The 13,921-nt window shown below is 42.3% G+C and carries 12 protein-coding genes; 6 read left to right on the top strand and 6 right to left on the bottom strand.

From position 1 onward, the window contains the following. Positions 1 to 69: 69 nt before the first annotated feature. Together DET59_RS12910 and DET59_RS12905 are read right to left on the bottom strand one after the other, a co-directional pair. Complete coding sequence (locus DET59_RS12910) at positions 70 to 861, bottom strand: polymer-forming cytoskeletal protein (RefSeq protein WP_113970068.1); 792 nt, start codon at positions 859 to 861, stop codon at positions 70 to 72. Positions 862 to 886: 25 nt separating this feature from the next. Further along, positions 887 to 1,522 carry a DUF4004 family protein gene (locus DET59_RS12905; RefSeq protein ID WP_113970067.1) on the bottom strand — a complete coding sequence of 212 codons (636 nt, stop codon included), beginning with the start codon at positions 1,520 to 1,522 and terminating at the stop codon, positions 887 to 889. 219 nt (positions 1,523 to 1,741) lie between these two features. On the opposite strand from DET59_RS12905, the gene DET59_RS12900 reads away from it, so the two are divergent. Continuing rightward, on the top strand, positions 1,742 to 3,793 hold the full coding sequence (locus DET59_RS12900) for a catalase (RefSeq protein ID WP_113970066.1): 2,052 nt from the start codon (positions 1,742 to 1,744) through the stop codon (positions 3,791 to 3,793). A 385-nt stretch (positions 3,794 to 4,178) separates the two neighbouring features. Next, positions 4,179 to 6,308: an ATP-dependent Clp protease ATP-binding subunit gene (locus DET59_RS12895; RefSeq protein WP_113970065.1), complete on the top strand. Its 2,130-nt coding sequence runs from the start codon at positions 4,179 to 4,181 to the stop codon at positions 6,306 to 6,308. A gap of 140 nt (positions 6,309 to 6,448) precedes the next feature. On the opposite strand, the gene DET59_RS12890 is transcribed toward DET59_RS12895, so the two are convergent. Together DET59_RS12890 and DET59_RS12885 are read right to left on the bottom strand one after the other, a co-directional pair. Further along, on the bottom strand, positions 6,449 to 6,961 hold the full coding sequence (locus DET59_RS12890; RefSeq protein ID WP_113970064.1) for a CBO0543 family protein: 513 nt from the start codon (positions 6,959 to 6,961) through the stop codon (positions 6,449 to 6,451). 115 nt (positions 6,962 to 7,076) lie between these two features. Continuing rightward, complete coding sequence (locus DET59_RS12885; protein ID WP_113970063.1) at positions 7,077 to 7,820, bottom strand: Cof-type HAD-IIB family hydrolase; 744 nt, start codon at positions 7,818 to 7,820, stop codon at positions 7,077 to 7,079. A 151-nt stretch (positions 7,821 to 7,971) separates the two neighbouring features. Between DET59_RS12885 and DET59_RS12880 the strand changes: the two genes are divergently transcribed. Then, entirely contained in the window at positions 7,972 to 9,741 is a 1,770-nt protein-coding gene (locus DET59_RS12880; protein WP_113970062.1) for an ABC transporter ATP-binding protein, read from the top strand. Beyond that, the gene (locus DET59_RS12875) at positions 9,738 to 10,067 is read left to right on the top strand and encodes an MGMT family protein (RefSeq protein ID WP_113970061.1); all 330 of its coding nucleotides are present in this window, start codon (positions 9,738 to 9,740) and stop codon (positions 10,065 to 10,067) included. Before DET59_RS12880 ends, DET59_RS12875 begins: the two co-directional genes overlap by 4 nt. Positions 10,068 to 10,225: 158 nt before the next feature. On the opposite strand, the gene DET59_RS12870 is transcribed toward DET59_RS12875, so the two are convergent. Together DET59_RS12870 and DET59_RS12865 are read right to left on the bottom strand one after the other, a co-directional pair. Beyond that, positions 10,226 to 10,408: a hypothetical protein gene (locus DET59_RS12870; protein ID WP_113970060.1), complete on the bottom strand. Its 183-nt coding sequence runs from the start codon at positions 10,406 to 10,408 to the stop codon at positions 10,226 to 10,228. 65 nt (positions 10,409 to 10,473) lie between these two features. Then, positions 10,474 to 12,096, bottom strand: coding sequence for an ABC1 kinase family protein (locus tag DET59_RS12865; protein WP_113970059.1), 1,623 nt, complete (start codon positions 12,094 to 12,096; stop codon positions 10,474 to 10,476). Positions 12,097 to 12,243: 147 nt separating this feature from the next. On the opposite strand from DET59_RS12865, the gene DET59_RS12860 reads away from it, so the two are divergent. Beyond that, the gene (locus tag DET59_RS12860; RefSeq protein ID WP_113970058.1) at positions 12,244 to 12,567 is read left to right on the top strand and encodes a hypothetical protein; all 324 of its coding nucleotides are present in this window, start codon (positions 12,244 to 12,246) and stop codon (positions 12,565 to 12,567) included. A 12-nt stretch (positions 12,568 to 12,579) separates the two neighbouring features. Further along, entirely contained in the window at positions 12,580 to 13,413 is an 834-nt protein-coding gene (locus DET59_RS12855) for a nucleotidyltransferase domain-containing protein (RefSeq protein ID WP_113970057.1), read from the top strand. The last annotated feature ends 508 nt before the right edge of the window (positions 13,414 to 13,921 follow it).

The raw sequence follows: 13,921 nt of genomic DNA, 5'->3' as shown, positions 1-13,921 counted from the left end.
GTAAAGAAGGAAGAGACAGATAAAAAAACAGAGATGGTATCCCATCCCTGCCTTTGGTTGAGCTATATTTTAAATCTTCACTTTTTCCCCGATTCGACTATCTTGCTTCACATCCAGGATGCTTGAATATTCAACCGTATCAATGTCACAATTCTCGCCGATTACCACATTTTTACCACGGACCAGTTTCGCCTTCGTGTTCTCAAGATATACCTCATCACCCTCGATCAGATCTGAAAATAAGTAGTCTTCCTTTTGTAGAAAGAAATTGACCATTTGTTTGATCAGTCCGTTCGAGTTGTGGTGTTTCACTGCAATCGTTTCGCCTCCGATTTCTTTAATGGAGGATTCATGATTAATTTCAATCTGAATCCGGTCAGCGTTGAGCAGCCCCTCGATATGGACCGAGCCGGAAGATGAGAAGGTTTCTACTTCACAATCCTTTTCAACTCTTAAAGAGCCGCTTGCTTTAATCGCTCCGCCTTGAATCCTTCCTCCAACCTTACATGAACCGCTCACCTTGAAAGTTTTAAAGATAAGGTCTTTCAATACTTTGCTTGAACCACTCGTGTTCATTTCAGCAGCCATCACCGAGCCTTCATACTTGGAGCTTCCACTTGTAGTAATCGTTTCTGCTTTTGTATCACCTTTAATGGTAGAAGAACCGCTCGTTTTAATGTATCCAGCTTTTACGTCACCTGAAATCGTCCCGGAACCTGAAATTTTAAGCTCGTGGCAGTCGATGTCGCCAGCGATTTTTCCACTTCCACTGATCTTTACTGCGTCAAATTTTCCTCCGCCGGACGTTCCGGATCCACTGATCTTCAAGTCATGCAGTTCTTTCTTTTCCATAGTATTCATTCATTTCTCCTCCAATTAAGGGACGTTAGATCCCTTTTGTATTCGTCAACGTGATTTTCAATTCTTCCATCATCTGTTGTAGATCGAATCTCAATACGGTCTGTGCTAAACGGTCAACAAGCAATTCGGAGTGAAGAGGGAGCAGCATCCATATATATTCCTCTCCTTTACGAAGACCAACAAGTTCAAGAGAAGAATCTATCAGTGGAGTGAACTTCTCATGAAGAAAAAGAAATAACGTTTGCCGTTCTTCTCTCGGGACTTGTATCCTTTTCGCCTTCTCAATGATCAACATATTTAATAGATCAGGAAACTCAAATACCTTTCTTGCCGGTAGAAGTGCTGTGCAGAAGGACAAGGTATGTTCCGACAGGATGTTATACGTAGGTAATTCATCTGCACGGACTTCCATCTTAGTTGGATTTGGTGAAAAGAAATCGGATAGTTCATCCAGTGAATAGTCATCCTTCATCTCTTTGATTGTATCGATGCGTGAGAGCATTTTTTCCCTGGGAAAGAACGTTTCCTGACCCGTGAAGCTGGATTTCTTAATAAACCAACTCTCCGGAATAATGTTCTTTCGTTTCCAACGGTAAAGCTGACCATACGAGATCCCGGTGAGTTCCAACAATTCCTTTTTAGAAATAAGATTCGTCTCCAATGAGGGATCACCTCTTTTCTGTAACAAAACATTGTTACGTTACTTGATGATTAGTTTAACAGAACATTGTTACGTTCGTAAAGAATAATTTGTAATATTTTCAAAAAAAGGCTAACTCGAAACTATCCAATATATGTTTAAATAAGAGGAGCAAGGGTACTAAAGAAACAGAAATGTTTTACATAGTAAACATTAATAACCGTTGAGAGGGATGAAAGAATGGGAGACGATCGTCGTACGAAAGTGAATGAGAAAAGCAAGGATGAACAGCTTGAACAGTATCGCGTAGAGGACGAAGGGAAGCATCTTACAACCAATCAAGGATTGAAGGTATCAGAAGATGAATTTTCCTTGAAAGCGGGAGAACGCGGACCTACCTTAATGGAGGATTTCCACTTCCGTGAGAAAATGACTCACTTCGACCATGAGCGTATACCGGAGAGGATCGTTCACGCCCGGGGGTTTGCGGCACATGGAGAGTTCGAACTCTATGATTCCATGAAAGAATACACCCGGGCTAAATTTCTTCAGGACACATCAACGAAAACGCCTGTATTTGTACGCTTTTCTACTGTCGCCGGATCCAAGGGTTCTGCTGAGGCCGTGCGTGATGCACGGGGATTTGCTACGAAATTTTATACCGAAGAAGGCAATTATGATCTTGTAGGAAACAATATTCCTGTGTTCTTCATTCAAGATGCGATTAAATTCCCGGATCTTGTTCATGCTCTTAAACCGGAACCACATAATGAAATGCCTCAAGCAGCTTCTGCCCACGATACGTTCTGGGATTTTGTAGCGAATAACCAGGAGTCTGCTCATATGGTCATGTGGGCAATGTCCGATCGGGCCATTCCACGCAGTCTCCGTATGATGGAAGGATTCGGTGTTCATACATTCCGACTGGTGAACGCGGAGGGGAAGGCCCATTTTGTGAAGTTCCACTGGAAGCCGGTACTGGGGACTCACTCTCTTGTTTGGGATGAGGCTCAGAAGATCAACGGGAAAGACCCGGATTTCCACCGCCGTGATTTGTATGAATCCATCGAAAATGGCGATTATCCAGAGTACGAACTGGGAGTTCAGCTCATTAAGGAAGAAGATGAGTTTAACTTTGACTTTGATGTTCTTGATCCTACCAAGCTATGGCCTGAAGAAGAAATCCCTGTGAAAATCGTCGGGAAGATGACCCTTAATCGCAATGTGGACAATGTGTTTGCAGAAACGGAGCAAGCGGCTTTCCATCCTGGTTCCGTTGTTCCCGGGATCGATTTCTCAAATGATCCGTTATTACAAGGACGCTTATTCTCCTATACTGATACACAATTGATCCGCCTTGGAGGACCCAACTTCCATGAGCTTCCTATTAACCGACCGGTGTGCCCATTCCACAATAATCAGCGTGATGGATACGGCCGTCATACAATAAACAAGGGCCAGGTGAGCTACCATAACAACTCACTCGCTAAAAATACACCAGCTCCTGCGAGTCAGGAAGAAGGAGGCTACACTCACTATCAGGAGAAAATGGAGGGGCGTAAAGTCCGTTCAAGAAGTGAAAGCTTCAAAGATCACTTCTCACAAGCCACCATGTTCTGGAATAGCATGAGTGAGCCTGAGAAAGAGCATATCATCCAAGCCTTCAGTTTCGAGCTTGGAAAAGTGAAGAGCAAATCTGTTCAGAAGCAGGTCGTCGATATGTTTGCAAATGTAAGCATGGAGCTGGCAAAAGGATTTGCCGAAGCAATTGATGTGGAAGTCCCTAGTGGTGAAGGATCGAAGGTAACCAAATCTTCGAAAGCCCTAAGCCAGGAAAATACGATTAAGAAACCTGCTACTCGTAAAGTAGGGGTCATCGTAGGGAACGGCTTTAAAGGAGAAGAAGTGAAAATGGTTCTATCGGCTCTTAAAGAAGATGGCATCCAACCGGAAATCATCAGTGACAAGCTGGGGATGAGAAAAGGGGATGACGGTACGGAGCTTGAAGTGGACCATACCTTCTTAACAGGGGAATCTGTATTATTTGATAGCCTTTACGTAGTAGGCGGAGAGAATGTAGATAAAAAGTTCTCTCAAGATACAACCTACTTTGTCAAAGAAGCGTATTCTCACTTCAAACCAATCGGTGCCACTCATGAAGGGACCCACTGGCTGGAAGAAGCAGGTGTCAGTGGCTCTGGAGTGGTAACCGGGGAAGACATGAAGTCATTTGCAAAAGAATTTACAAAAGCTATCGCAGCACATCGTCATTGGGATCGCGAATTAGTATAAATATATTTTAATAGGAAGACAGGGGAACAATACTCTCTCTTCTTTAAGAGAAGTGCCAGACCTGATCAATCAGGTCTGGCACTTTTTCAATCATTGAATCCCAAGCCAGTGGAAACTTAAGCCGGATTCCACTTTAACATCTTCCATATCATCGCTGCACCTACTATACTCTTCCATCAACAGGTCAAACAGCCATTGAAAATGAAAAAATTCCCATAAGCAGAAATCTTGAAAGTCAAAAAAGGTCAAAGTATACTATGGTTATAAGGTCAAAGAAAGTCAAAGTCAAACTAAGTGTAAACGAATACCAAACAGACTGACCTTATCCATAATACAATCTACAAAAATATTTATATAAAAACTCTGCTACAGGAGGTCATATTTAATGAAATGCCAAGTATGTCAACACAACCAAGCAACAGTTGAAGTGTATAAGCAAGTGAATGGTCATAAGTCCAGTATGAAGATGTGTTCAGCCTGCTTTCAAAAGCAACAAACGCCTTCTGGAACACACGGAGGATTTCCGTTTGATGAGTTGTTTAAAGGGATGAGCATGGGAGGAAATCCAAATGATGGCTTCCACAATCAGCAATCATCTCCTCAAACCAAAGGCGGAAATGGAGGAAATGGCGTTCTCGATCAGTTTGGACGCAATGTGACAGGAGCGGCCAAAGCTGGATTGATTGACCCTGTTATCGGAAGGGACAAAGAAGTGAATCGCGTCATTGAAATTTTAAATCGCCGTAATAAGAATAACCCGGTACTCATCGGTGAGCCCGGTGTGGGTAAAACGGCTATCGCTGAAGGGCTGGCCCTTAAAATTGTAGCAGGTGATGTTCCATCCAAGTTATTAAATAAAGAAGTGTATGTAATGGATGTTGCTTCACTAACTGCCGGTACAGGGGTTCGCGGTTCTTTTGAAGAACGTTTAAAATCCATCATCAGCGAACTTCAGAATCGACCAGACGTGATGTTATTTATTGATGAAATCCATCAATTGGTTGGTGCCGGTTCTGCTGAAGGCTCCATGGACGCAGGGAACATTCTAAAACCAGCTTTAGCCCGGGGTGAACTGCAAGTGATCGGGGCTACCACATTGAAGGAGTACCGCCAAATTGAAAAAGATGCAGCACTTGAGCGCCGTTTTCAGCAGGTGCTGGTCAATGAGCCGACACCTGAAGAAGCCATTGAAATCCTTAGAGGATTAAAAGATAAATATGAGGACTATCATGGAGTCGAGTTTACAGACGAGGCCATTGAAGCTTGTGTGAAGCTATCCCATCGATATGTTCAGGATCGATTCTTACCTGATAAAGCCATTGATTTAATGGATGAAGCAGGTTCTAAAGTCAATCTTCAGTCAGAGGGCAAAGACAAGACGGCCATCCTAAAAAAATTGAACGAGGTAAGAGAAAAGAAGGAACTGGCAACAAAAGAAGAGAACTATGAACAAGCTGCCATCCTTCGCGATCAAGAAGCAGAATTAGAAAGACAAGTTGGTGAAGATGGTTCAGATTCCAAAGCACTTGTAGAAAAAGAACTGATCCAGACGATCGTTGAAACGAAAACGGGTATTCCTGTCGGAAAGCTGCAAAGCGATGATCGTAAGCGAATGAAAGCACTGGAAGAAAACCTGGCGGGTAAAGTAATTGGACAGGAAGAGGCAGTAAAGAAAGTAGCGAAAGCGATCCGCCGCAGCCGTGCAGGATTGAAGGCGAAGCACCGTCCAATCGGTACATTCCTCTTTGTAGGACCAACTGGTGTAGGTAAAACAGAATTAACGAAAACACTGGCAGAAGAATTGTTCGGATCTAAAGATTCGATGCTTCGATTAGACATGAGTGAATACATGGAAAAACACTCAGTATCTAAACTGATCGGTTCACCTCCAGGCTATGTAGGTCATGAGGAATCCGGTCAATTGACTGAAAAGGTAAGAAGGAACCCTTATTCAATCATTCTCCTGGATGAAATCGAGAAAGCCCATCCGGATGTTCAGCACATGTTCCTGCAAATTCTTGAAGATGGACGTCTCACCGATAGTCATGGAAGAACGGTCAGCTTTAAAGAGACTGTGATCATCATGACAAGTAACGCAGGGGTGACAGACAAGAAGGAAGCAGTGGTCGGATTTAATACCGGCGGCACAGATGCGATTAGAGAAACGAATATTCTTCAATCACTCGGCGCCTACTTTAAACCGGAGTTCCTGAACCGTTTCGACAGCATCATTGAATTTGAATCTCTTGAAAAAGAAGAGCTTCTTCAAATTCTTGACCTTATGCTGAACGAATTGCAGGTTGAACTTAAAGAGCAGGGGATTACTGTCACCATTGACGAAGATGCGAAGAGTAAACTCGTTGAACTGGGATATCATCCTGAATTCGGTGCACGACCATTACGTCGTGTGATCCAGGAAAGAGTGGAAGATAAGATCGCTGATTTCCTTCTTGATGAAGATGGCATAACCGACGTAGTCATTTCACTCGAAAACGACGAGATCATTGTTAAATAGGAAAAGAAGCATCCTTTAATGGGTGCTTCTTTTTTCATTCTTTCCTCTTTAAAAAAGCGATATATGCTGCCATAGCGAAATAAACCCCCAAAACCAAGACAATAAAAACAGGTGTAGAATAAGAAAGCATAAAAACACCCTCACTTTAAATCATGGTACGATGGATGGAATATCAATAATAGGATAGCGATAATTGGAATGGATATTATGATGGCAAGTAATGGCCTTTTATGGTGCAATCCTAATATTGAAAACATGATGACATTAAAAATAGCAGACCATCCTAAATTCCAGCCATTCTCGTAAATGAACAGTCCTTTTTTATGAAATAAGTATTCCAATAACGTGAAATAAGAAATCCAGCAGGCAAGATATAACCACTTCTTTTTTCTATATGGAAAATAACGAAGGAAGATCATGATGACGACAGGAATGATAAAAAAGGTGAACACGAGATCAATAAACGTGTGATTAAGCCAATCTACCGTCACAGCTTTATATTCCCAAAGTGTGTGATTATAAAAGATCACGTTATAAGAGAGATTACAAATAATATAGTACTGAACCGTTGGATAATACTCTCTCCAGCGTTTCCAATCAATAAAGAGCTTGGCGAAAATCAGATAAACAACCACTACCAGAATTAGATACATATTAAGTACAATCCTTGTTTTTGTTATTCAGTATGGACGTAACAGAAAAAGAATAGACATTCTGAACAGATAAAGTGCCTGATTCACATTGAATCAGGCACTTTAATTGGAGTATCTATTCCATTTCTGACAGTACTCTATCAATCGCCTGGGCAACCCCATGATCTGTATTGATACCAGTGACCCAGTCAGCGGCTTCTTTCACAGCTTCCTGGGCGTTCCCCATCGCCACTCCGAAGCCGGCTTCACGAATCATGGCTATATCATTCATACTGTCCCCGACCGACATGACTTGTTCCATGGACAGGTCCAGCCATTGGCATACCTTCACTAAAGCCGCTGCCTTATTGACCCCTGCAGGATTGATTTCAATATTCGTCGGCGAAGAATTGGTGATTTCCAAAGCTTCATTTTTTACCAGCTCGTCCATCATGACTTTGCGGACGTCTTCATCCTGAATATCGAAACCAAATTTCAACCAGTTATAGGTACCGATATCTTGATCAAAAGGCTTATTCGTATTGAAAAGTCCTTGAGAAGTAGAAGACCAGAAGTAGACATCATGCTCTTCTTTTAATTTCCAAAGCTGTTTCACAAGATCAAGATCAAGTGGGATGCTGTCCACCAACTTGTATTCATGATCGTAAATTTCCCCGCCATTCACAGTCACCAGATAAGATGAACGACCAAGCTCATCTGAAATGTCCCTGCATGTGAACAGGGAGCGGCCAGTACTTAACACCACATGAATTCCTTTCTCCTTCGCACGCTGAATGGCTTGTGCGTTTTCAGGAGATACTTCTCCCTCGTGATTAACGAGTGTTCCATCCATATCCAGGGCAATTAATTTAATATCCATTATACCTATCACGTCCTTCTATTCATTCATATCCAGTGTAATATAATTCGAGCAAATCTTCTAGGAACCTGACTTGATGAAGGTATTATTTCCTAAGTACTGAACTTCATATTACAATAGAAAAGAGTATATATTTGAGAGGAAGAGAACAATGGAGTCTACATATGAAAAGGGTAAGTGGAAGCAGCTTATTACTTTAATAAAGGAAACCGATCCACCGAAAACCCTGTTTGGCATTTCTTTATTCTTGAGCCTGCTTACAACGATTGCGGGACTTGCTATACCATTATTAACAAGTAAGTTGATCGATGACTTCAGTTTAGATTCGTTAAGCAAAGGGGTCATCATAGGGATGATTGCTGCCTTTTTTGTTCAAGCGATTGCGGGAGGAGTGTCTGTTTACATATTGGCGAGGGTCGGGCAGCATGTGATTGCCTCCTTGAGAGAGAAGCTTTGGAGAAAGTTGCTGGTTCTGCCCGTTCCTTATTATGATTCACATGAAACGGGTGACTCTGTCAGCCGTATGACCAGTGATACGGGAGTGATCAAAAACCTGATCACGGAGCACCTGACAGGCTTTATTACAGGTATCATTTCTGTAATAGGTGCCATCATCGTACTGTTTTATTTAGATTGGCCCCTTACCCTGGTGATGTTTTCAATCATACCACTGTCACTCTTGTTTCTTATCCCGATTGGCAAAAAGATGGCTGACATCTCAAGGGGATTGCAAACAGAGACTGCAAGCTTTTCGGCTATATTAACGAGAGTCCTTTCGGAAATCCGTCTCGTGAAGTCATCCAATGCGGAAGAGATTGAATTTCAAAAAGGACAAACAGGAATCAAGAAGCTCTATGCCCTTGGATTAAAGGAAGGGCTCATTCAAGCGTTAATGTCTCCGGTCGTTTCATCTTTAATTATCATCGTTCTTGTACTCATTATTGGATTCGGCGGTATTCGAGTGACCTCTGGAGCCATGACGGCAGGGGAACTTGTTGCTTTCTTCATCTACCTCTTTCAGATAATCATGCCGATCACCCAGATCATCGTGTTCGTGACTCAGTTCCAGAAAACAGTGGGAGCAACAGAGAAAGTGTTATCGATTCTCAATTTAGACGAAGAAAACCTTGAGGAAGGAAGGTCCGTCCCTCAAACGGATCGTGCCCTGGTCCTTGATGGCGTGACGTTTGGGTATGAAGAGGGGAAGAAGGTGTTAAAGGATGTGACGATGAGGGCTGAAAAAGGGAAAGTTACGGCCATCGTTGGTCCGAGTGGAAGTGGGAAAACGACACTTTTTTCATTGATAGAGCAGTTCTATAAGCCCCAGCAAGGAGACATTCTCTTGGGAGAAGAGACAATCAGCTCATACTCGCTAAAATCATGGCGGGAACTTCTTGGCTACGTTTCCCAGGATAGTCCGATCTATTCGGGAACGATCGGGGACAATATCTCTTACGGGCTCCATGGAGATATATCAGAGGAAAAGATGATAGCCGCTTCAAAAATGGCTTATGCCCATGAATTTATTAAGGACCTCCCTAACGGTTATCAAACAGAAGTAGGAGAAAGAGGAATCAAGCTTTCAGGTGGTCAGCGACAACGTCTTGCCATTGCAAGAGCACTATTGAGGGACCCTGATATCCTAATGCTGGATGAAGCCACTTCAAGCCTTGATAGTCAATCGGAAATTGTCGTTCAGGAAGCGCTAAAGAACTTAATGAAAGGACGGACTACTTTGGTGATTGCCCATCGCTTATCCACCATCGTGGATGCCGACCAGATCGTCTTTTTAGAAAAAGGAAAGGTGACTGGAATCGGGACACATGAGGAATTGTATACATCACATACTTTATACCGCGACTTTGCAAGACAGCAGTTAAGAATAGGCGAGCAGCCTGATTCGGGAAGTGAATATGCATGAAACCTTTTACTGAACGAGTGGTGAAAATCATACAGAGTATCCCTTCTGGAAAAGTGATGACGTACGGTCAAATCGCTTCATTGGCAGGCAGTCCTAGAGCTGCCAGGCAGGTCGTGCGGATTCTTCATTCCATGAGTGAAAAGTATAAACTTCCCTGGCACCGTGTTTTGAATAGCAAAGGGGAAATTGGCTTCCGGGATGAAGAGCAATCGATGACCCAAAGGCTATGTTTGGAAGCAGAAGGGATTCATTTCATAGGGAAGAATCGGATTAGGTTAGAGGAATATCGGTATGAGCCCGAACCTGAGTGGGATATTTTAGGGTAAGGATGTTTAATACACATAATTTTTTTTGTCGCTTAACCATAGTGAAACGACGCGTAAATTACCCCTCACCTATTAATTTTTATTGGTTCACCCTAACGCTACCAGCCATTATTTCAATGTGGGATCTCTTTGTAGAAAATCTTATTTTTCAACAGGTCTCAATCAAGAAAGCCAAAAACAATGACAAATAAAGACGTAAGGGCTGTGAATCCAATGATCACGTATCCTATGATCCGGATTCCCAATGGCAGACTCCCCATTTCGGGTTTGCTCATGGGGGCACCTTCGATTTTTGACATATGTTCAGACACATCATTAAACGGTTTTTTAGGATTTGTCATGGTATCCCTCCTTTCTATATTTTACCATAAAAAAGGTAAGCAATATTCAAGGTTACCTTTTTTTGTTAATTCAATTGTCCATTCCTTAGTCTCTTCAGCCAACGTTTTTGTCGGGAGCTGATAAACAAATAACCAACTAAACTTAATCCAGACACCACCAAACTACCTTGCCAAAGGAAATCCACATCGAATCCTAATCCTGTGAAGGCGCCAACGCCACCGAAGAGCAAAAGGATGAAAGCCTGCTTCTTTTGGTTTTCAAATACCACAAACTGAAACTCGTTTTGCTGGTGATGGTCCTTTTGTTCAAGCGCTTTTTCTGGTAGATCCAACAACTGTCGAATTTTCTGAACGGTCTGAAAGAGAGGTTGGGCACTGACCCATTTCAAAAGAAGCTCCCACTTGTTTGTATTACTATCCTTTACCCAATCCATGAAGGCGGGTTTGACGACATCGAGAGTTTCCTCATCGGGACTCAATGTGTGAACAAGCCCTTCTATGGTTGCAAAAGACCGACCTAAAAAGATGAAACGTGTAGGCACTTGTACAGGCAATGATTTCACCATCTCATTTATTTCTTTCTTCACTGATATCAGATCCATCTGTTTGAACTGCTCCATATCGAGTGTGACAAATTCCTTCAGCACGGGTTCTATCGTTTTCGGACTTGCATCAGGAAGCAAGAACCCTAATTGAGACAGAGCTTCTGCTGCTTTGCGGAAATTTTTTAGAAGAATTCCTTCCAGAAGATCTTGAAAGTGAGTGGAATCTCTCTTGGAAATTTCCCCGATCATTCCGTAATCCAATAGAACAAAGGTACCATCCGGCTGAAGCAGTATATTCCCTGCATGTGGGTCGGCATGAAAGATGCCCGGCTCGAGCCATTGGGGGAGGAAGAGGCGAAACAATTCCTGAGCTAACTTCTGCCCGTCCAACCCATAAGATTCAAACGCTTTTCTGTCATTCAATCGAACGCCATCCACCCACTCCATCACCAATACTTTATCTGTACAAAGTTCAGGGTACATAGCAGGAATCTTCACGTTAGGATGGTCCTTGAACCGTTGTTTGAATGAAACAGCAGTGTTCATTTCTTTTGAAAAGTCGAGCTCTTGTTCGATGACTTGCTTTAATTCCTGATAAAGCATTTTGAAATCAATGAACCCCTTGGGAACTGGAGCGAAACGTCGGGCGAACCAAATAATGATGGAAAGGGAGCGGAAATCCGTCTTCACCAGGGAAGGAATCTCAGGGCGCTGCACCTTGATAGCCGCTTGCTTACCATCCAGCAGCGTCGCCTTATAAACTTCTCCTATAGAAGCTGAAGCAACAGCTTCCTGGTCGATGGCCTGTACCTTAGTAGTCACCGAGCTGTCCCATTCACGTTCCAGAACCTTTTCAATCTCCTCCCATGGTGAAGGAGGAACGTGATCGACCAAATCCTGTACTTGATTGATAAATCCTCTCGGAAGCAAATCCTCACGTATACTGAGGAGCTGTCCAACCTTGATCAAAACACCATTTAACTCAAATAAGGTTTCTTTAAACTCTTTTCCAATGCGCTCCCAAAGCTTCTCTTTTTCCCATTGGGACTTACCGCGGATACGGTACCAATAGACCCTTACCACGATCGATAACGCTAATGATAATACCTTCCACATTCTCCAAAGCTTCTTCTCTGACTTCATCATTTCATCTCCCGGAACTGGACTGTCTAGTTCTATTATGTAATACGGATAGAAAAGAAGAAAGTTTCTATTTCTGTAACTATCAGAAAATTCTATCCGCTCAATGGTTTTTTATGGTAAAATTCATCTTGTTGAAAGGAGAAATGTATGTTCGTAAAAGTCTATGAGTATCATATTCAGCCGGAAAAAATAGAAGAATTCTTTAAAATACAAGAAAGGGCTGGTGAAATTTATAGAAAGTATTTAGAAAGCCATACAATCTATTTAAAAAAACAAGATAACGAAACAAAATGGATGGAGATTAGTAGATACAGAAACGAAAGTGAATACAAAAAAAGTATAAGGTTGATTAATGAGCATGAAGAAATTCAGCATCTATTCTCAGATTTTCAATCCGTACTCGTACCGGGTAGCGAATTAGTAGAAGAGGATTTTTTGCAAATTGAAGAAAAGAACTCATTAGGAAGGTGAATAAAGATATGTATGGGATTTGAGTCAAAGCATCGTAATAGAGATAGGCATTTAGATAGTAAGCGTCTTAAGTTAAAGGAAAGCATCCAGCAGGATTTAGAGGGTGACGAAAATGTGTTAGCCTTTTTCTACGGTGGCTCTATGGGAAGGGGAAATCATGACCACTATTCCGACTTGGACCTGCGAATTGTAGTGAAGGACCATGTTTTTGAAGAATATAGGAAGAGGAAAAAGGCGCGGGCGGGTAATTGGGGTGACGTCCTGTACTATGAGGACTTTCCATGGGCGGCACATACAGTTGCCCACTATACGAATTTCGTAAAAGTAGACGCCTTTTATTATAAGAGAGAAGACTTGATGCCCTCACTGTACTTGAAGGACGCAGATATTGTCTACGATCCTCACCGATACGTGCAGGATACGGTCTGTGCTTCCCAAGCATTGAATTATCATGTAACTTTAGAAGAATTTGAGCTTTGGAGAAGTAAATTCTTCGCCCATACTCATGAAGTGTATCGAAGAATCAACCGGGGAGAACTGTACTATGCCCTTCATTCCCTTGACATGATGAGATGGTCGGTTGCTGCCGGATGGGACATGGAGAGCGGTCGGGCTCCGAATGCGCCGGGCGACTGGTCGAAATATGAGGGGGAGCGCTCGCCTTTTACACAGGAGCAAAAAAAATTACTGGAGAGTTGGGGATGCAGTCGGAATCCTGATGAGATATATTTTGTAATGAAGGCGATTGTGCCGAAGTTTAAACTTGTACATCGTTCACTGTGCGGGAAGCTTGGTGTGGAAGAGAATGGTGCGTGGGTGGACGAGATTTTGGGAATGGTTCTATAAAAATATGAAATTGAGGTGGATTATATGAAGCTTGCTTTTCTTTGTCATCCGGTTAAAGATTTAACGGAATCACTTTAGACCGATATTATGAACAACATCAAGAAAAACTTCATTTCATAAAAGCTCCATGTGATATTCCTCCAGGCAGATATGCCATATATCAAGATCATAGTGACAATTTCATCAGGATTATTGATTTGAGTCGCGAACGCTGACGTGGATTATTGGTGGGCGATGATTGTTCACCTGTTAAAATTTCGATGATTTTTGACAGGTGAATTTGGCTTTGAATTCAACTCTTAATAATCGGTGGATATTTAACAGTTGAAAATCCTTCTGAAAATCAGCAGCTGAAAGGTGACGGAAATTCATTTTCCGCTACAAAAATTTCAATAAATAAGCTGTACTCTTACCGGTTTTGACACCTTTGTGAACTGCTCAATAGCCTATTGCAATAAGCAGGGGGAAGAGGTATATTATAAGTGTAAAGAACATGTGAAAAATTTCA

Origin of the sequence: Rossellomorea aquimaris, from assembly GCF_003315075.1 — a bacterium.
Taxonomy (GTDB): domain Bacteria; phylum Bacillota; class Bacilli; order Bacillales; family Bacillaceae_B; genus Rossellomorea; species Rossellomorea aquimaris_C.
This window is presented reverse-complemented; position numbering and strand designations above follow the sequence as displayed.

Bases quoted from the DNA above. Each gene is read 5' to 3' on its own strand.
- DET59_RS12875 (WP_113970061.1), top strand. From the start codon at position 9,738: ATGAAACCTTTTACTGAACGAGTGGTGAAAATCATACAGAGTATCCCT.
- DET59_RS12865 (WP_113970059.1), bottom strand. From the start codon at position 12,096: ATGAAGTCAGAGAAGAAGCTTTGGAGAATGTGGAAGGTATTATCATTA.
- DET59_RS12870 (WP_113970060.1), bottom strand. From the start codon at position 10,408: ATGACAAATCCTAAAAAACCGTTTAATGATGTGTCTGAACATATGTCA.
- DET59_RS12880 (WP_113970062.1), top strand. From the start codon at position 7,972: ATGGAGTCTACATATGAAAAGGGTAAGTGGAAGCAGCTTATTACTTTA.
- DET59_RS12885 (WP_113970063.1), bottom strand. From the start codon at position 7,820: ATGGATATTAAATTAATTGCCCTGGATATGGATGGAACACTCGTTAAT.
- DET59_RS12855 (WP_113970057.1), top strand. From the start codon at position 12,580: ATGGGATTTGAGTCAAAGCATCGTAATAGAGATAGGCATTTAGATAGT.
- DET59_RS12895 (WP_113970065.1), top strand. From the start codon at position 4,179: ATGAAATGCCAAGTATGTCAACACAACCAAGCAACAGTTGAAGTGTAT.
- DET59_RS12910 (WP_113970068.1), bottom strand. From the start codon at position 861: ATGAATACTATGGAAAAGAAAGAACTGCATGACTTGAAGATCAGTGGA.
- DET59_RS12860 (WP_113970058.1), top strand. From the start codon at position 12,244: ATGTTCGTAAAAGTCTATGAGTATCATATTCAGCCGGAAAAAATAGAA.
- DET59_RS12890 (WP_113970064.1), bottom strand. From the start codon at position 6,961: ATGTATCTAATTCTGGTAGTGGTTGTTTATCTGATTTTCGCCAAGCTC.
- DET59_RS12900 (WP_113970066.1), top strand. From the start codon at position 1,742: ATGGGAGACGATCGTCGTACGAAAGTGAATGAGAAAAGCAAGGATGAA.